17 protein-coding genes are annotated in these 17,595 nt (G+C 68.9%); 11 read left to right on the plus strand and 6 right to left on the minus strand.

All coding sequences use genetic code 11. From position 1 onward, the window contains the following. Positions 1 to 44 precede the first annotated feature (44 nt). On the plus strand, positions 45 to 833 hold the full coding sequence (locus B146_RS0112045; RefSeq protein ID WP_019996699.1) for a L,D-transpeptidase: 789 nt from the start codon (positions 45 to 47) through the stop codon (positions 831 to 833). 58 nt (positions 834 to 891) lie between these two features. On the opposite strand, the gene glcF is transcribed toward B146_RS0112045, so the two are convergent. From glcF to B146_RS0112060, 3 genes are read right to left on the minus strand one after another with little or no spacing between them, the layout of a single operon-like run. Beyond that, positions 892 to 2,235: a glycolate oxidase subunit GlcF gene (gene glcF, locus B146_RS0112050; RefSeq protein WP_019996700.1), complete on the minus strand. Its 1,344-nt coding sequence runs from the start codon at positions 2,233 to 2,235 to the stop codon at positions 892 to 894. Positions 2,236 to 2,239: 4 nt separating this feature from the next. Further along, on the minus strand, positions 2,240 to 3,487 hold the full coding sequence (gene glcE / locus B146_RS0112055; RefSeq protein WP_019996701.1) for a glycolate oxidase subunit GlcE: 1,248 nt from the start codon (positions 3,485 to 3,487) through the stop codon (positions 2,240 to 2,242). Between the two features lie 5 nt (positions 3,488 to 3,492). Continuing rightward, positions 3,493 to 4,986, minus strand: coding sequence for an FAD-linked oxidase C-terminal domain-containing protein (locus B146_RS0112060; protein WP_019996702.1), 1,494 nt, complete (start codon positions 4,984 to 4,986; stop codon positions 3,493 to 3,495). Between the two features lie 182 nt (positions 4,987 to 5,168). On the opposite strand from B146_RS0112060, the gene B146_RS25865 reads away from it, so the two are divergent. Then, on the plus strand, positions 5,169 to 5,375 hold the full coding sequence (locus tag B146_RS25865; RefSeq protein WP_019996703.1) for a hypothetical protein: 207 nt from the start codon (positions 5,169 to 5,171) through the stop codon (positions 5,373 to 5,375). 59 nt (positions 5,376 to 5,434) lie between these two features. Here the strand turns inward: B146_RS25865 and B146_RS0112070 are convergent, their stop codons facing one another. Continuing rightward, entirely contained in the window at positions 5,435 to 6,232 is a 798-nt protein-coding gene (locus B146_RS0112070) for an SDR family NAD(P)-dependent oxidoreductase (RefSeq protein ID WP_019996704.1), read from the minus strand. 184 nt (positions 6,233 to 6,416) lie between these two features. Here B146_RS0112070 and B146_RS0112075 point away from each other — a divergent pair, with 184 nt between their 5' ends. From B146_RS0112075 to B146_RS0112090, 4 genes are all read left to right on the plus strand, one after another. Then, positions 6,417 to 7,172, plus strand: coding sequence for a 16S rRNA (uracil(1498)-N(3))-methyltransferase (locus tag B146_RS0112075; protein WP_019996705.1), 756 nt, complete (start codon positions 6,417 to 6,419; stop codon positions 7,170 to 7,172). 182 nt (positions 7,173 to 7,354) lie between these two features. Beyond that, positions 7,355 to 8,728, plus strand: coding sequence for a glutamate--cysteine ligase (locus B146_RS0112080; protein WP_019996706.1), 1,374 nt, complete (start codon positions 7,355 to 7,357; stop codon positions 8,726 to 8,728). A 167-nt stretch (positions 8,729 to 8,895) separates the two neighbouring features. Then, a complete protein-coding gene (locus tag B146_RS0112085; RefSeq protein WP_019996707.1) occupies positions 8,896 to 9,738 on the plus strand; it encodes a hypothetical protein in 843 nt (280 codons plus the stop codon). A 157-nt stretch (positions 9,739 to 9,895) separates the two neighbouring features. Further along, positions 9,896 to 11,206 (plus strand): hemolysin family protein, encoded by a 1,311-nt coding sequence (locus tag B146_RS0112090; protein ID WP_019996708.1) that lies wholly within the window; start codon positions 9,896 to 9,898, stop codon positions 11,204 to 11,206. Positions 11,207 to 11,312: 106 nt separating this feature from the next. Here B146_RS0112090 and B146_RS0112095 read toward each other — a convergent pair whose 3' ends face one another. Beyond that, positions 11,313 to 11,576 carry a DUF1127 domain-containing protein gene (locus B146_RS0112095; RefSeq protein ID WP_019996709.1) on the minus strand — a complete coding sequence of 88 codons (264 nt, stop codon included), beginning with the start codon at positions 11,574 to 11,576 and terminating at the stop codon, positions 11,313 to 11,315. Positions 11,577 to 11,830: 254 nt separating this feature from the next. Here B146_RS0112095 and B146_RS0112100 point away from each other — a divergent pair, with 254 nt between their 5' ends. From B146_RS0112100 to B146_RS0112120, 5 genes are all read left to right on the plus strand, one after another. Then, complete coding sequence (locus B146_RS0112100) at positions 11,831 to 12,784, plus strand: LysR family transcriptional regulator (RefSeq protein WP_019996710.1); 954 nt, start codon at positions 11,831 to 11,833, stop codon at positions 12,782 to 12,784. Positions 12,785 to 12,788: 4 nt separating this feature from the next. Further along, entirely contained in the window at positions 12,789 to 14,381 is a 1,593-nt protein-coding gene (gene xseA, locus B146_RS0112105) for an exodeoxyribonuclease VII large subunit (RefSeq protein WP_019996711.1), read from the plus strand. A gap of 165 nt (positions 14,382 to 14,546) precedes the next feature. Continuing rightward, on the plus strand, positions 14,547 to 15,632 hold the full coding sequence (locus B146_RS0112110) for a helix-turn-helix transcriptional regulator (RefSeq protein ID WP_019996712.1): 1,086 nt from the start codon (positions 14,547 to 14,549) through the stop codon (positions 15,630 to 15,632). Positions 15,633 to 15,990: 358 nt separating this feature from the next. Then, the gene (locus B146_RS0112115) at positions 15,991 to 16,305 is read left to right on the plus strand and encodes a hypothetical protein (RefSeq protein ID WP_019996713.1); all 315 of its coding nucleotides are present in this window, start codon (positions 15,991 to 15,993) and stop codon (positions 16,303 to 16,305) included. 169 nt (positions 16,306 to 16,474) lie between these two features. Then, positions 16,475 to 17,206, plus strand: coding sequence for a L,D-transpeptidase (locus B146_RS0112120; RefSeq protein ID WP_019996714.1), 732 nt, complete (start codon positions 16,475 to 16,477; stop codon positions 17,204 to 17,206). Between the two features lie 111 nt (positions 17,207 to 17,317). On the opposite strand, the gene B146_RS0112125 is transcribed toward B146_RS0112120, so the two are convergent. Continuing rightward, the coding region (locus B146_RS0112125) for a transposase (RefSeq protein WP_019996715.1) at positions 17,318 to 17,595 on the minus strand (278 nt) is incomplete at its 5' end.

Genomic DNA, 17,595 nt, shown 5'->3' on the forward strand with positions numbered 1-17,595 from the left:
TCTTGTTTTCATTCAAATTTTCGTCCGTTCCGAGGGGTTGTTCGATGCGTCTTCCGAGTTTGAAAGCGGCGGCCCTGGCGGGCCTTGCCACCTTGGCGCTGACCGGCGCGGCCAGCGCCGAAGCGCGCTATTTCGACCACTCCTCCCAGACCTGGGTGACGACGGGCGCCAACGGGCGCGCCGCGATCCGCACGGGTACGCCCGAGCGCGCAACCGTGAGCAATGGTCGCGCCCCGGTCCGCGTCGCGCGCCAGCCGCAGGCCATGCGCACGGTGGACCCGCGCTTCAAGCGCCAGGAAGTCCGCCTGTCCACGAGCGAGAAGCCCGGCACGATCATCATCGATACGGACCGCAAGTTCCTCTACTTCGTGGAAGCGGGCGGCCGGGCGACGCGCTATGGCGTCGGCGTCGGCAAGGAAGGCTTTGCCTGGGGCGGCACGATGAAGATCGGCCGCAAGGCCGAATGGCCGGGCTGGACGCCGCCGGCCGCCATGATCGCCCGCGAGCGCGCCAAGGGCCATATCCTGCCGGCCTATATGGCGGGCGGCCCGGAGAACCCGCTCGGCGCGCGCGCCATGTACCTCTATCGCGGCGGCGGCGATTCCATGTTCCGCATCCACGGCACCAACCAGCCCTGGACGATCGGTCTCAACATGTCCTCGGGCTGCATCCGCATGATGAACGAGGACGTGACCCATCTCTACAGCCGCGCCGATCGCGGCACCAAGGTCATCGTTCTCGGCCCCGGCCAGTCCGGCAAGGGCGTCTATGCCGAAACCGGCACGATGCGCCCGGCCGGCCGCGGCCTTCTCGCCGCCGTGTTCGGCGGCTGAGCCAGCCGTCTTCCGACATCGAAAGGCCCGCCGAAAGGCGGGCCTTTTTCGTTTCCGCTCACTCGGCGGCGGTGGCTCGCGCCAGCCGCGCGAAGGCGCGATCCCCGAGCTTGGCCGGCTTCTCGCCGCCGAAGGCCCAGTCGAGAAGCTCCACCGTGTGGAGGATCGGAATCCCCGTCGCCGAGCCGATCTGCGTCATGCAGCCGATATTGCCGGTGGCGATGAGGTCGGGCTTCACGCGCTCGATATTGGCGACCTTGCGGTCCCGCAGCTTGGCGGAAATCTCGGGCTGCAGGATGTTGTAGGTGCCGGCCGAACCGCAGCAGAGATGCCCTTCCGGCACGTCGCGCACCGTGAAGCCGGCCTGCGCGAGCAGCACTTTGGGCGCGCTCGTGATCTTCTGTCCGTGCTGCATGGAGCAGGCCGAGTGATAGGCGACCACGGCCTCGACCGGGTTCGCCGGCACGGGCAGATCGAGCGTCGCCAGAAACTCCGTCACGTCCTTCGCGAGAGCCGACACGCGTGCCGCCTTCTCGGCATAGGCCGGGTCGAGCCGCAGCATGTGGCCGTAATCCTTGATCACCGTGCCGCAGCCGGACGCCGTGACGACGATCGCGTCGAGCTGGGAGCGCTCGGCTTCCGCCGCCCAGACATCGACATTGCGACGGGCGAAATCCAGCGCTTCCTCCTCGCGGCCCATGTGATGGGTCAGCGCGCCGCAGCAGCCCTCGCCCTCGGGCAGCACGATCTCGACGCCGAGCCGGTTGAGAAGCCGCACCGTCGCCTCGTTGATGCCGGGGTCGAGCACGGACTGGGCGCAGCCGCGCAGCAGGGCCACGCGTTTGAGCGCCGGCCCCTTCGCCTCGCGCCGGCCCGGCCGGTCGTTCGGCGAGGCGGCCGGAACATGCGGGGGCGCGAGCTTCAGCATGGCACCGAGCGGCTTCAGCGGCTTGATGCCGGCCAGCGCGTCGGCGAAGGGCCGCGCGACACGCGCCAGTTTCAGGCTCCAGCGGAAGCGCTCCGGGTAGGGCAGGACATGCGCCAGGACCTCGCGAATCACCCGGTCCATGAGGGGCCGCTTGTAGGTCCGCTCGATATGGGCGCGGGCGTGGTCCACAAGATGCATGTAGTTCACGCCCGAGGGGCAGGTCGACATGCAGGACAGGCAGGACAGGCAGCGGTCGATATGCTTGACGGTGCGCTCGTCGGCCGGGCGGTTGTTCTCCAGCATCTCCTTGACGAGGTAGATGCGCCCGCGCGGGCTGTCGAGCTCGTTGCCGAGCGTGACATAGGTCGGGCACGTCGCCGTGCAGAAGCCGCAATGCACGCATTTGCGGATGATCGAGGCGCTTTCGGCGGTGTCGGGATCGGCGAGAGCCGTGGGGGTGAAGGCGGTCTGCATCGGGTCAAGCCATCCGGCCGGGATTGAGGAGGCCGCGCGGATCGAACTGATCCTTGAGGCGGCGGGACAGGGCGGCGAGCGGGCCGGGCTGCGGCTGGAAGACCGGCACGGCCAAGCGCTCGGCCTCGGAGGCGCGCACCAGCGTCGCGTGGCCGCCGCCATGGCGATCGAGAAGCGCGCGCAGGAGATCGGCTTCCGCCGCGCCCCCGTCCATGCGCAGCCAGACGAGGCCACCCTGCCAGTCGTAGAAGGCGTCCGCCGCCGCGTTCATGCGCAGCGCCATGACGAACTCGGCGCCGGACATGGGCGGCAGCGAGACGCGCCAGACCGGGCTCTGCGTTCCGTCGGCAAAGGGCGCGACATCCCGGACATCGCGCCAGAAGGCCTCCGAGCGCTCGCCCTCCAACTGCTCCAGCGGGCCGATGCGCGAGAGACCCGCGCCGAGATGCGCCGCGCGCGCGGCGACGGAGGGGCCGAACCCGTCGAGCCGGATCGCGGTGGCGGCGTCGCGCCCGAGCTCGCCCGTGAGAACGCGTCCCGCCACGCCATAGGGCAGATGCGCCGCGCCCGAGGCTTCGACGGAGGAGCCCATGGCGGCGCTCATCGCCTGCATGGCCTCCTCGTCGCTAAGGCCGCGCAGGAGCAGCGTCGTCTCGGCCGAGGAGCGCGGCATGGTCTTGAAGATGACGTCGGAGAACACCGCGAGCGTGCCGAAGGAGCCGGCCATGCCCTTGGACAGGTCGTAGCCGGTGACGTTCTTCACGACGCGCCCGCCCGAGCGGAAGATTTCGGCGCGCCCCGATACGGCGGTGACGCCGAGAATATGATCGCGCGCAGCGCCCTGCTTCAAGCGGCGCGGGCCGGCGAGATTGCAGGCGAGAACGCCGCCGATCGTCCCCTCGCCGGCCGGGCGGCCATGGAGCGGGCCGTAATCCATCGGCTCGAAGTCGAAGCGCTGGTTGTGCTCGGCGAGAAGCGACTCGATCTCGGCGATCGGCGTGCCGGCCTTGGCGGAGATCACCAGCTCTTCCGGCTCGTAGAAATTGACGCCCGTGAGCGCCGAAATGGAGAGCGTGCGGGCCGCCTGCACCGGGCGGCCGAGCCCGGCCTTGGAGCCCCGGCCCTCGACGGCGAGCGGCTCCTCTCGGGCCAAGGCCTCGGCGAGCACGTCGCGCAGCGCCTCGACGCTGTCGGGCCGGACCGGATCGGCTTCGGGGGTGAGATGGGCAGCCGGGTTGGGGGAAAGGGACATGCGCGTCAGAACCTCGGCAGGTCGGGAAAGGGCAATTGGCCCTTGTGGACATGCAGCCGGCCGAGCTCGGCGCAGCGATGCAGCACGGGGAAGACCTTGCCGGGATTGAGGAGATGGCGCTCGTCGAAGGCGCATTTGACGCGGATCTGATGTTTCAGATCGTCCTCGCCGAACATTTCGGGCATGAGGTCGCGCTTCTCGATGCCGACCCCGTGTTCGCCGGTCAGTACCCCGCCGACCTCCACGCAAAGGCGCAGGATGTCGGCGCCGAAATCCTCCGCCCGTTGCAGCTCGTCGCTCTTGGACGCGTCGTAGAGGATGAGCGGATGGAGATTGCCGTCGCCGGCATGAAAGACATTGGCGACGCCGAGCCCGTATTTCTCCGACAGCGCCTTCATGCCGGCGAGAACGCGCGGCAGCTCCTTTCGCGGGATCGTGCCGTCCATGCAGAGGTAATCGGGCGAGATGCGGCCGACCGCCGGGAAGGCCGCCTTGCGCCCGGCCCAGAAGCGCATCCGCTCCTCGGCCGATTGCGACACGCGCGCCGTGGTCGCGCCGTTCTTCGTGGCGATGCGCTCGACTTCGGACAGGAGATGGTCGACCTCGGCCTTCACCCCGTCGAGCTCGACGATCAGGAGCGCCTCGACATCGAGCGGATAGCCGGCATGGACGAAGGCTTCCGCCGCGTGGATCGCCGGCCGGTCCATCATCTCCATGCCGCCGGGAATGATGCCCTTGGCGATGATCTCGGCGACGCAGGCTCCCGCCTGTTCCGAGGTCGGGAAGCCGATCAGGACGGCGCGCGCGGTTTCGGGCGCCTGGAGAATGCGCACGGTGACTTCGGTGACGACGCCGAGCAGGCCTTCCGAGCCCGTCATCAGGCCGAGAAGATCGTAGCCCTCGGCGTCCAAACGCTTGCCGCCCAGGCGGATCACCTCGCCTTCCATGGTGACGAACTCGACGCCCAGCACATTGTTGGCCGTCAGCCCGTATTTCAGGCAGTGCACGCCACCGGAATTCTCCGCCACGTTGCCGCCGATGGAACAGGCGATCTGCGAGGACGGGTCGGGCGCGTAGTAGAAGCCGGCATGCTCGACGGCTTTGGTGATGCCGAGATTGGTGACGCCCGGCTGCACCACGGCGCAGCGATTGTCGAAATCGACGTCGAGAATGCGGTTGAAGCGCGACAGGACGAGAAGCACGCCGTCTTCCAGCGGCAGCGAGCCGCCCGAGAGCGAGGTGCCCGAGCCGCGCGGCACGACCGGAATGCGCTCCGCATGGCAATAGCGCAGGACGGCGGCGACTTCGGCCACCGTCTCGGGCAGCACCACGGCGAGCGGCAATTGCCGATAGGCGGTCAGCGCGTCCGTCTCGAAGACGCGCATCTCGACGCTCGCATCCACCACGCCCTCGCCCGGCACGATGGCGCGCAGCGCGGACACGATCTCCTCGCGCCGGCGCAGGATGTCGCCGCTCGGCTTGGGCATGGCGATCGTCATGGCTTTCTCCCGTCCTCCACGACACCGGCGGCTCGCTCGACGCCGCCTGTTTGGAACGATGCTAAAGGCTGCACTCACCCATTGACAGGTGCCAGGACGCTAAAAAGCGCGGCATCTTCGCGCCGCGACCGGGAACGCGAGCGGGCCCGCCTCCATTCCTTCCGGGAACAGGGAGACCCCTCATGACCGATAGCGACACCAAGCAGACCCCGCTCGACCCCGAGACCGGCCGCCCCTCCACGGAAGGCGTGACGCCCGGCGGGCAGCACCGCCCGATGACGGAGGACGAAAAGCTCGACGAGGCGCTGGAGGAAACCTTCCCGACCTCCGACCCGATCGCGCCGAGCCGCATCGACGGCCCCGCGATCGACCCCGGCAAGCACGCCTGAGCGCGGCGCCCTCGAGATAAGGGATCGGGCGGCCTTCGGGCCGCCCGTTTCGTTTGCGCTCAGTTCTGCACCGCCTGGACCGAGCCGCCATCGACCCGGATATTGGCGCCGTTGATGAAGGAGGCGCGGTCCGACACGAGGAGCGCGACGGCCGCCGCGACCTCGTCCACCGTCCCGCGCCGCTGCTGCACGATGCCGGGGCGCTCTTCCTCCAGGAAGGAGCGGATCGCCTCTTCCTTGCTGGTGCCGTTTTCCTCGGCGCGCTTGTCCATCATCTCGTCGGTCATCGCCGTCTCGATGAAGGCCGGGGCGACCGTGTTGACCAGCACGCCGTCCGCCGCCAGCTTGTAGGACAGGCCCTTACAGAAGGCGGCGAGCGCGGCCTTGGCGGCGTTGTAGGTCGCCTCTTCCCAATAGGGCTGCACGGCGTTTTCCGAGGTGATGGCCACGAAGCGGCCCCAGCCGCCCTTCTTCATCTCAGGGATCGCGGCGCGCGCGACGCGCACGGCCGACATGAAATCGCTCTGCCAGGCTTCCTCGTAGTCGGCATCGGTCAGTTCCAGCGGATCGCCCTTGGCGCCGGTTATGCCCGCCGTGTGAACGGCGATGTCGAGCTTGCCGAAGCGGGCGAGCGCCTCGGCGACGATGCGCTCGGCCTCGCCGCCCGCCGTCAGATCGGCCTTCACCAGAAGCGTGTCGCCGGGCAGTTCGCCCCGCCGCGCTTCGGCCTCGGTGAGCGTCCTGTCGGCCAGAACGAGCTTCACGCCCTCGTTGGCCAGAAGCTTCGCCACGGCAAAACCCATGCCGCCATCGGCGCCGGTGATGAGCGCGACGCGCCCGCTGATTCTCAGATCCATCGATGGAAAACTCCTTGAGGAAAACGCTGGCCCCAGCGCAAACGGCGGGCAAAGCCGCGCGACGGCTGGAAACCGCGGCCGGTTTGGCTAAAACGCTTGGGGTCGAAGCCGGTCTCTGCCGGCACAACGAAGGGTCCGGCGGATGGTTTCGCCGACCCGAACAGGCCGCCGGCTCCGAGGTTCGATGCCAGACTACGACATTTCCGGCCAACGCCTGTTTCTGGACGCGCCGCTCGTGGCGGGTGCCGCCGTCGAGGCGAGCCCGGCGCAGGTGAATTATCTCCTGAACGTCCTGCGTCTGGAGGACGGCGCCTCGATTCTCGTCTTCAACGGGCGGGAAGGCGAATGGCGCGCGCGCCTCCAGCGCGAAGCCAAGAAGCGTCTGTCGCTGGTGCCCGAAGAGAAGCTGCGCGACCAGACGCCGCGCCCGGACCTCCACTGGCTCTTCGCGCCGCTGAAAAGCGCGCGGCTCGACTACATGGTGCAGAAGGCCGTGGAAATGGGCGTGGGGCTGATCCAGCCGGTGATGACGCAGCATTGCCAGGCGCCGCGCTTCAACACCGAGCGCGCGCAGGCGAACGCGGTGGAAGCGGCCGAGCAATGCGGCGTTCTCGCGGTGCCCGAATGCCGCGACATCCTGCGGCTCGACAAGGTTCTGGCGGGCTGGGACGAGGGGCGCACGCTTCTCTTCTGCGACGAGCGCGCGGGTGCGGCGAGCCCTCTCGAAACGCTGGCGCCGCTCGCCGGCAAGCCCCTGTCGCTCCTGATCGGGCCGGAGGGCGGCTTCTCACGGGACGAGCGCGACAGGCTGCTCGCCCTCCCCTTCGTGACGCCGATCTCGCTCGGCCCCCGCATCCTTCGCGCCGACACGGCGGCGGTCGCGGCGCTCGCCGTGATCCAGGCGGCGGCGGGGGATTGGCGCAGCGAGTCATCGGCATGAACGGATCAGCGTCCGCAGCGTTCACCGCCGGGCTCTTGCGTCCGCGCGGGAAAGCGGACAGACACCCGAAAGATTGGGCTCGTCCCGCCCCGGCCGGGGATGGGCGAGGCCCCGGTGTCCCTCTTTCCGCCGCGCCGATCCCGGCGCCGGCGTCCTGAACCGTTTCCGTCCCGGAGCTCTCGATGGCGCGCGACACGACCGACCTCACCCCGATCCGCTCGCTGGACGAACTGGTGGACCATATCCGCGCGGGCGAGAAGCCGGCCTCGGCCTTCCGCCTGGGGACGGAGCACGAGAAATTCGGCTATCGTTTGGCCGATCTCTCGCCGGTTCCCTACGAGGGCGAGGACGGCATCCGCCGGCTTCTCGACGAATTGCAGGCGCGCACCGGCTGGGAGCCGATCGTCGATGACGGGCGCATCATCGGGCTCGCCGGCGGTTCGGGCGAAGGCGCGATCTCGCTGGAGCCGGGCGGGCAGTTCGAGCTTTCCGGCGCGCCGCTCGAAACGCTGCACGAGACGCTCGACGAAACGCAGACGCATCTCTCCCATGTGAAGGCCATCGCGGACGGGCTCGGGCTCGGCTTCCTCGGCCTCGGCGGCAGTCCGCTCTGGACGCTGGCGGAGACGCCGGTCATGCCGAAATCGCGCTACAACATCATGAAGCGCTACATGCCGAAAGTCGGCACGCGCGGACTCGACATGATGTTCCGCACCTGCACGATCCAGGTGAACATGGACTTCTCCGACGAGCGCGACATGGCGCGCAAGATGCGCCTGGGCCTCAAGCTCCAGCCGCTCGCCTCGGCGCTCTTCGCCAATTCGCCCTTCACCGAGGGCAAGCCCAACGGCTTCCTGTCCTGGCGCTCGGGCGTCTGGCTCGACGTCGACAACCAGCGCTCCGGCCTCCTGCCCTTCGCCTTCGAAGAAGGCTTCGGCTATCGCGACTATGTCGAATGGGCGCTCGACGTGCCCATGTATTTCGTGATGCGCGACGGGCGCTATCACGACGCCACGCACGTCACCTTCCGGCAGATGCTGGACGGCGCGCTCAAGGGCGAGGTGCCCGATCCCGAGCCCAATATGGGCGACTGGGCCAACCATCTCTCCACCGTGTTTCCCGACGTGCGCCTCAAGCGCTTCCTGGAAATGCGCGGCGCCGACGGCGGGCCGCTCGCCGATATCGTCGCCCTCCCCGCCTTCTGGTGCGGCCTTCTCTACGACGCGGCGAGCCTCGACGAGGCCGAAGCGCTGGTCGCGGACTGGAGCTTCGAGGAGGTGGACCGGCTGCGCTCGGCCGTGCCGCGCCTCGCGCTCAACGCGCCGTTCCGCGAGGGCACGCTTCTCGACGTCGCCCGCCGCATCCTGCCGCTGGCCGAGGCCGGCCTGGAGCGACGCGACCGGCGCGACGCGGAAGGGCAGAGCGAGGCGATCTATCTGCAGCCGCTCCGCGAGCGCGTGGCGACCGGCCGCACGGCGGCGGACGATCTCCTTGCCCGATTCGAGGGCGAATGGGCCGGCAGCTTCGGCGATCTCTTCGCCGCGCGACGCTTCTGAGGCGCGAGCGGGCGGCTTTCGCGCCGCCCCGATCGGCCAGCATCCTGTGAAGACAGAGGGGCCGACGCGGTTTCGCCTTGGCAGCGCGGCCTTGCGCGCCCATCCTTGCGGCCGATAGCGGGTCGCGCGCCGCCGGCCCCGGCCGGTTGCGGCGGATGGGAGGCGGAATGACGGATTTCTTCGACTGGCTGAAGGCCGCCGGCGCGGGCGAGGCGGCGGACAAGCTCGCCCTCCAGTTTCGCCTGAGCCCCGAGGAAATGCGCGCCACCACCGACGCGCTGGTGCCGGCCTATATTCTGGGCATGCAGCGCGCCATGATCGACCCCCAGAGCTGGGCCGAACTGGCGGAGCGTTTCGGCAAGGTCGGGGGCTTCGGCGCCAACGGCTTCCTGCCCGGCCCGGCGGGCGAACTCGTGACGCGCTCGCTGTTCGGCCCCGACCTCACCGCCGCGATCGCGCGCAACGCCTCGCTCCTGACCGGCCAGGCGCCCGACACGCTGCAGAAGATGATGGCGCCCTTCGGCGCCGTGGTGTTCGGCGCGGCGCTGCAGACCATGGCGGCGGGCGTGGCGAACTGGCCGAAGGGCTACGCCACCGACACGGCGGGGCAGGCGCTGGCCGAAGCCATGCGCCGCTCGGCCAATGCGGTGGAAGCCTTCCACCGCCCGTCCGACACGGGCGCGGCGGCCCTTCCGGGCACGCCCGCCGCGATGATGAACCTCTTCTCGGACGCCTGGCGCAGCGCCTTTCCCTGGCTGCCGCAAACGCCGCGCGCCGCACCGGCCGCGCCCGCCTCGCCCTTCGATCCGTTCGGGATGATGAGCGCCATGACGCAGGCCTTCGCGCCGCCCGCCCCCGCGCCGGCCCCGGCCCCGGCAAAGGCGCCTGATTCGCGCGAAACGCGGCGCGATCCGGTGCTCGACATGATCACAAACGCGCAATCGCTCCAGGCGGACTACATGAAGTCCATGGTGCGGCTTTTCGAGAAAAACACCGATCCCAAGCCTTGAAAGCGGCGGCGGGGTGGAACACCTCGCGCCTTCGACAGGCCTAGATTTCCGGGGCCGGGCGCAAAAGTTTGGCTTCGATCTATTGGATCATGACGAACCTACCCCCTATACTCCCGAAATCTTCAACGGGAGGCCGGTGCGCCTCCATGGACACCGGATGCTGATCGTCAACCTTCTGATCGTCGTTTTCCTGATCTTCTTGAACGGGTTCTTTGCAATGTCGGAGCTGGCCATGGTCTCGGCCCGGCGCATTCGGCTCCAGCAAATGGCACAGAACGGCAGCAGAGGGGCAGCGGCAGCCCTGAAGCTGGTGGACGACCCGACCGGCTTCCTGTCCACGGTTCAGGTCGGCATCACGCTGGTCGGCATCTTCGCCGGCGCGTTCGGCGCCTCGGCCTTTTCGGGTCCCGTGGCGGCCGCCCTGGCCGAAGTGCCGCTGATCGCGCCCTATGCCGAGACCGTGGCCTTCGTGCTGGTGGTCGTGCTCATCACCTATTTCTCGCTGATTCTCGGCGAGCTGGTGCCCAAGCGCTTCGCGCTCGCCCATGCCGAATCGATCGCCGCCTTCGTCGCCCCGTCCATGCGCCTCCTGGCGCTGATCGGCGCGCCGATCGTCTGGTTCCTGCGCGTCTCCACCGAGACGGTCAGCAAGCTCGTCGGCGCCAGCGCCGTGTCCGAGAATTCGGTCACGGAAGAGGAAGTGAAGGCGATGATCGCCGAGGGCACCGAATCGGGCGTCTTCGAGGAAAAGGAGCGCGAGATGCTGGAAGGCGTCCTGCGCATCGCCGACCGCAACGTGCGCTCGATCATGGTGCCGCGCCCGGACGTGGCCTGGATTTCGCTCGCCGACGATCCGAACGCGATTCTCGACGAGATCCATTCCAGCGGCCACTCGCGCTTTCCCGTCGCCAAGGAGGACGTGGACGATCTCGTCGGCGTCGTTCAGGCCAAGGATCTGCTGGAGCAGTATCGCCGCACCGGCACGATCGACGTGAAGGCCGCCGTGCGCGAGCCGCTCTATGTCAACGAGACCATGCCGGTCCTGAAGCTGCTCGACCGCTTCCGCTCCGTGAACATCCACATGGCGATCGTGATCGACGAATACGGCTCCTTCGAGGGCGTCGTGACGCCGACCGACATCCTCGCCTCGATCGCCGGCTCCATGCCGGAAGGGGCCGAGGAGGATTATTCCGTCGTGCAGCGCGAGGACGGCTCCTATCTCATCGACGCCGGGATGCCGATCGACGACGTGGAACGGCGTCTGGGCGCCGGCAGCCTGCCCAAGGAACGCGACTACGAAACGCTCGCGGGCTTCATTCTCGACCAGTTCGGCCACATTCCCGAGGTCGGCGAGTTCATCCAGTACGGCTCCTGGCGCTTCGAGGTCGTGGATCTCGACGGCCGGCGCGTGGACAAGATCCTCGCCTCGCAGCTCGGTGAGATGGAGGTCGCGCGCGAGGAGGCCTGAGCCCCCTTGCCGCCCCGTCACGCGCCACCCCATTCCCCATGAAAAAGCCCGCCGCGAGATCGTCGCGGCGGGCTTTTTCGATAAATGGCCCTTTCGGGCCGGGCGCTCAGAGCGAGCGGCGGCGCTCGCTGGCGGTCATCGCCAGCCTGTAGGTCGGGTCCTCGCGCCAATCGGCGTGGAGCGCGGCGTGAACGTCGTCCCTTTTCAGGCCGAGATCGTTGAGGAGATAATCCGGCAATTCGGCCACGTGATAGGCGGCCCGGCGATTGCGCAGCGTGCGGACGATCGCTCGAAGCGCCAGCATCGCATTGCGGATCGGCTGGACGAGGGTTTCCCCGGAAGGGGCGCGGGTCTTCGAAGCGAGCGTCATGGCCGGTTCTCCTTTCAGAAGCCATTTTCGGCGCGTCAGGCAAAGCGGGAGCGCTCGCTCGAACGGAGTCGTTCGAACGTCGTATGCGGCGCATCTGCCTTTGGCAGACCACCTTTTCACGCGATCGGATGGGCAAGCCACCCGGTTTCGCGCTCTCCACTCTGGCTGTCGAGACTGGAGATAGTCCGGCTTGACGGATCAGACCAACGAATGTTTCTTATGCCCATCATCACCGATCATTATAGGTGACGCGCATGGCCGCCCCGCTCGATCTGGACCAGCTCCGCACCTTCGTCGCGATCGTCGACACCGGCAGCTTCACCCGCGCGGCGGAGGAAGTGTTCAAGACGCAGTCCGCCGTTTCCATGCAGGTGCGCCGCCTGGAAGAGCGGCTGGGCACCGACCTGTTCGAGCGCTCCGGCCGGGCCGTGAAGCTGACGGAAGCGGGCGGACGGCTTCTGTCCTATGCCCGCCGGATGCTTTCGCTCAGCCAGGAAACGCTCTCGGCCTTCGACGAGCAGACGATCGAGGGCCATGTGCGAATCGGCCTGCCGGACGATTATGCCGAGCGCTTCCTGCCCGAGATCATGGCCCGCTTCGTCCGCTCCAATCCGCGCGTCGAATTGCAGATCGCCTGCGAGACGACGTCGAGCCTCATCGAGCATATCGACAAGGGCCATCTCGACGTCGCGCTGGTCTGCCCCTCCAAGACCCAGGCCTGGTCCGAGATCGTGCGCACCGAGCCGCTGCATTTCGTCACCTCGGCCGCGCACAGCGTCCACGAGGAGGCCGTGCTGCCGCTCGCCATCGGCCGCGCCGACTGCGCCTGGCGCAAGCAGGGCATCGACGCCCTGAACGGCATCGGCCGCGCGCACCGCGTCCTGTTCACCTCCTGGTCGGCGCAGATCGTCACCTCGGCGGTTCTCGCCGGGCTCGCCGTCAGCGTCCTGCCCGAATGCGCGCTGCGGCCGGGCATGCGCGTTCTCGGCACGGTCGACGGGTTTCCCTCGCTCGACCCCGCGCAGATCGCCGTCATGCGCGGGCGCAACACGGAATCGCCGGTGATCGCCGCGCTGGTGGATCACATTCGCGAGTCCCTTCAGAATCTCGCGCCGCCCGTCCCGGCGCAAAGCCAGAGCCGCCTGCCGGAAACGCGCCTGATCCGCTCGCAGCGGCTGCGCCCGAGCGTCGGCGTGGCGGGCTGGTGAGCGCATGAGCGACCTGATGGAACCAGCGGCAAGCAATGTCGCGGAATATTCCGTGTCGGAGATTTCCGGGGCGCTGAAGCGCACGGTGGAGGACACGTTCGCCCATGTGCGCGTGCGCGGCGAGATTTCCGGCTATCGCGGCCCGCATTCCTCGGGCCATGCCTATTTCGCGCTGAAGGACGACAAGGCGCGGCTGGAAGCCGTGGTCTGGCGCGGCAGCTTCGGCAAGCTCGCCTTCAAGCCCGAGGAAGGGCTGGAGGTCATCGCCACCGGCCGGCTCACGACCTTCCCCGGCTCGTCCAAGTACCAGATCGTCATCGAGGCGATGGAGCCGGCGGGCGCGGGCGCGCTCATGGCGCTCCTCAACGAGCGCCGTCTGAAGCTCGAAGCCGAAGGGCTGTTCGCCGCCGAGCGCAAGCGCGCCCTGCCCTTCCTGCCGCGCGTCATCGGCGTCGTCACCTCGCCCACCGGCGCGGTGATCCGCGATATCCGCCACCGCATCGCCGACCGGTTTCCGCTCCATGTCCTCGTCTGGCCGGTGCGCGTTCAGGGCGAGACCTGTGGCGCCGAGGTCGCGGCGGCGATCGAGGGTTTCAATGCCATCGCGCCGGGGGCCAAGATCCCGCGCCCCGACCTACTGATCGTGGCGCGCGGCGGCGGCAGCCTCGAAGACCTCTGGGGCTTCAACGACGAAGCCGTGGTGCGCGCGGCGGCCGCCTCCGCGATCCCGCTGATCTCGGCGGTCGGCCACGAAACCGACTGGACGCTGATCGACCATGCCGCCGACCGGCGCGCGCCGACGCCGACGGGCGCTGCCGAAATGGCCGTTCCCGTGCGCGCCGAGCTTCTGGCGGTGCTGGCGGCGATCGAAGCGCGCAGCGGCGCGGCGATCTCGCGCACGCTGCAGGCCGAGCGGCGCGCGGTCGGCAATCTGGCGCGCGCCCTGCCCTCGCCCGACATGCTGCTCGCCCTGCCGCGACGGCGGCTCGACGAGGCGGACGGCGCGCTGGAGCGCAACCAGCGGCTTCTTCTCGGCGAGCGTCGGCGGCGCCTCGCCGAATCCGCCTTCCAGCTTTCGCCCTCGCGGCTGGAAGCGGCGATCCGCGACAAGCGCGCGGACCTGCGCCATCTCGATTCCGTTCTGATCCACCGGCTCGACGCGGGGCTCCGCCAGCAGCGCCATGCGCTGGACCGGCTCGCCTCCGCCCTGCGCCCGCATGTCGTGGCGCAGCGCAGCGGCGAAGCGCGCCACCGGCTGGTGGTGGCCTCCGACCGGATGGACCGTGCCTTCGCCATGCTGCAGGACCGGCGCCGCGCCGCGCTCGCCGGCGCCTGGCGCGTCGCCTCCAGTCTCGATCCGCGTCAGGTGCTGGAGCGCGGCTATGCCATCGTGCGCGGCGAGAACGACGTGCCGATCACCCGCGCCGAGGACCTCGTGCCGGGCTCGCATTTCCAGATCGAGTTCGCGCGCGGCCATCGCCGGGCCGCCGTCGCCGGCTCCCTCGACGCGGACGTCCAGCCGACCGCCCGCCCGGCCAAGGGCGCCAAGCGGGCCCGGCGCGAGCAGATCGAGGAGGTTCAGGGCGATCTGTTCTGAGGGCGGGAGGCGCCCCTTCGACACGCGGGGGCCCCCTGAGCCGGACATTTCGTCGATTCACCTGTGCGGGGGACAGATTATCCCCCAATTTGGCACAAACTTCCCTGTCGTCAGGCCCCGCTTTCGAAGTATTCGTTCAAGATCAGGCCGAGGCGGGACAAGACGATGAGCGACGATCGGTTCGATGAAACCGTTTCTGCGATCTACGAGGCAGCGCTGCTCCCCACCCTGTGGCCGGCGGTTCTGTCGCGGCTTTGCGAGGATCTAGGCTTCATGGGCGGCCTCGTGACCATGCGGTCCGAGGCAGCGGAAAGCTGGATCTACACGCCGACCATGAAGAGCATCTCGATGGAGTTCGCGGCCGGGGGCTGGCCGGCGCGCAACGAGCGCATGACGCGCATCCTTCAGCTCAATTCCTGTTCCTTCGTACAGGATTTCGACCTGTTCACGCCCGAGGAGTGGGAAACCTCGCCGCTTTATCGCGAGTTTCTCTTTCCGCGCGGCCATGGCTACGGCGCGGGCACGCTGATCTCGACGCCCGGCCGCACCCAGATCATCGTCGCCCTGGAGCGCCTGCTGCGCGAAGGGCCGGTGTCGGCCGAAACGATCCAGCGCCTCGACCGGCTGCGCCCGCACATGGCGCGCGCCCTCGTGCTTCAGGAAGCCTCGCAGCGCCAGCAGGCGCAGACCATGCTCGACAGCCTGTCCCTTGCGGGCCTTGCCGCCGCGATCGTCTCGGGGAGCGGGCGGATCGTCGCCGCCAATGCCGAGTTCGAGACGCTCGACGCGCAATTGCCGATCACCGCCCGCGACCAGCTTCTGCCCTCCGATGCGCCCGTGCGCCTCCAGTTGCAGACGGCGCTCGCCGACATCTCCCCCGAGACGGTGCGCTCCATCGCCGTGCCTGGGACGGAAAGCGCCGACGCCTTCGTGCTGCATGTCCTGCCCTTGCGCCGGAACGCGCGCGACCTCGCTCCGCTGGGGGCGGCGATTCTTCTCGCCTCGCGGGTGATGCGCGTCGGCGAAACCACCGATTCCACCCGTCTCCTGCGCACGCTCTACGACCTCACCCGGTCCGAGGCGAAGGTGGCGCTGGCGATTCTCGGCGGCTCGAGCCTCCGCGAGATCGCCGCGCGCGACGGCCTCAGCTACGAGACCGTGCGCTCCTTCGCCAAGAGCGCCTATGGCAAGACGGGCAGCGACGGGCAGGTCGAACTCGTGCGCCGTCTGTCGATCCTCACCGCGCGCTGAAGACCCGTCCGGACGCTTCCCGCCGAAAGGCGACACGGCTTTGCGCGCCGTCGCGACGGGCGACGACGTTCGATGCGAGATCGATCGAGGCGGCGTCTTGTAGGGAAGGCGAATGGGCTCGCAAGCACCGCCCCGGTCCTGTGCTGCCGACGAGCCACGGGTCGTCGCCGCTCGCCGCCCTGTGGCAGAGGAGCAACGTCGGTGACGAAGCCGCGAGAGCGGCGGCGCCCGACGCCTTTCCGCCGCGTTTGCATGGCACGACCGCATCCGTCAGCGCCTCGTCGCATGCGTCGAATCGACCTTGCCGACGAAAGCGCGCGACCTGCGCCACAAAGAGGTCCCTCGCGTCTTTCACACCATGGCTGTCTGGATTCGCCTTCTTGCTCTGATCTTCGTCTGCATGACGTTCACGGGGTCGCTCGCCGCGGCCGAGCGTGCCGTCGCGTGGGCCGATTGCGGTGCGAGCCTTGGCGTGACCAGCGCGGGGGATGCCGACACGCCGAGCACGGATGCGGCGCGGCATCTGTTCTGTCAGGTCGCCTCCAGCATCCTGCCCTCGGAGATCAGCCCCAAGCGCCCGCGCCTCACCCGCGCGATGGACGCCCCGCGCGAAAGCCCGCTTCTGTCGCGCACCGTCGCCCCGCGAGAACGCCCGCCGCGACAGGCCGCCTGAGACGACGCGCCGCCGAGCGTTTCGCCCGCCCTCTGGCGTGGCGACAAGTGCTTGGCCCCTTCTCGCGTCCCGCTCGCGCCGCGCTCCTCACCCGGGCGCTTTCCCTTTCGCTCGCCCCATAGTGCGCCGGTTTCGGCGTGCGCGGCGATCTCTGCTTGAGTTCCTTCTCATGACCCTTTCTTCGTCCGGGCCGCGCGCCCGCCTGTCGCGCCGCGCCTTTCTGGTGGGCGGCAGCACGCTGTTTCTCGGCGGCTGCGTCACCGCGCAGACGCCCGCGCCCGCCTTGCTCCCGAGCGTCCCGGCGCCCCCGCCGCCCCTGCCGGCCGCCGTGCCCCTCATGTACCGCGCGGCGGAGGGCGAGCCGTTCGAGGTCGCCGCCGTCGATCCCACAAAGATTCCCGAGCGCTACTGGCGGCGCGAGGTGCCCTTCGTCACGTCGGAAGCGCCGGGCACGGTGATCGTCGATACGCAGGCCAAGCATCTCTACCATGTGCGCCCCGGCGGCACGGCCATGCGCTACGGGATCGGCGTCGGGCGCGAGGGCTTCTCCTGGGAGGGGCGCGCCATCATCGCCTACAAGCGGCGCTGGCCGCGCTGGACGCCGCCCGACAGCATGGTGGCACGCCAGCCGGAACTGCGGCCCTACAGCATCGCCAATGGCGGCATGGACCCCGGCCCGCGCAATCCGCTCGGCGCGCGCGCCCTCTATATCCACCAGAACGGAACGGACACGCTGTATCGGCTGCACGGGACGTTCCAGCCCTGGTCGATCGGCAAGGCCGTTTCCTCGGGCTGCATCCGGCTCCTGAACCAGGACGTCATCCATCTTTTCGACGAGGTGCGGGACGGCAGTCCGATCGTGGTGCATCAGGCCGGCCTGCCGGACGCGGTGACGGTCTGAGCCATCAGGCGCTCGAACTCGGGCGTGCCGCCCTGGCGCTCCGGCCCCTCGCGGGGGCCGGGGCTCGCAGCACGAGCCTCGTCCAGGGTCCGTAACAGCCTCTAGAGCGTTTCAGGTTTTGACGGAAGCATAGCCTGCGTTTTCGAAGTAGTTTGCGCATTCGTCGGACGGGATGGTGGTGACGAGGTGGCCGACGTGTCGCCACGTTTCCTCGATGGTCCGCTTCTGGGCCATGCGCATCCAATGCTTGATCTTGGCGAAGGCCTGTTCGATCGGATTGAGGTCGGGCGAGTAGGGCGGCAGGTACCAGAGCCGTGCCCCGGCCGCCTGGATCATCCGGCGGATCTCGGCCGACTTGTGCGAGCCGAGGTTATCCATGACGACGATGT

Source organism: Aureimonas ureilytica DSM 18598 = NBRC 106430, assembly GCF_000382705.1.
In the GTDB taxonomy this organism is placed as follows: Bacteria; Pseudomonadota; Alphaproteobacteria; order Rhizobiales; family Rhizobiaceae; genus Aureimonas; species Aureimonas ureilytica.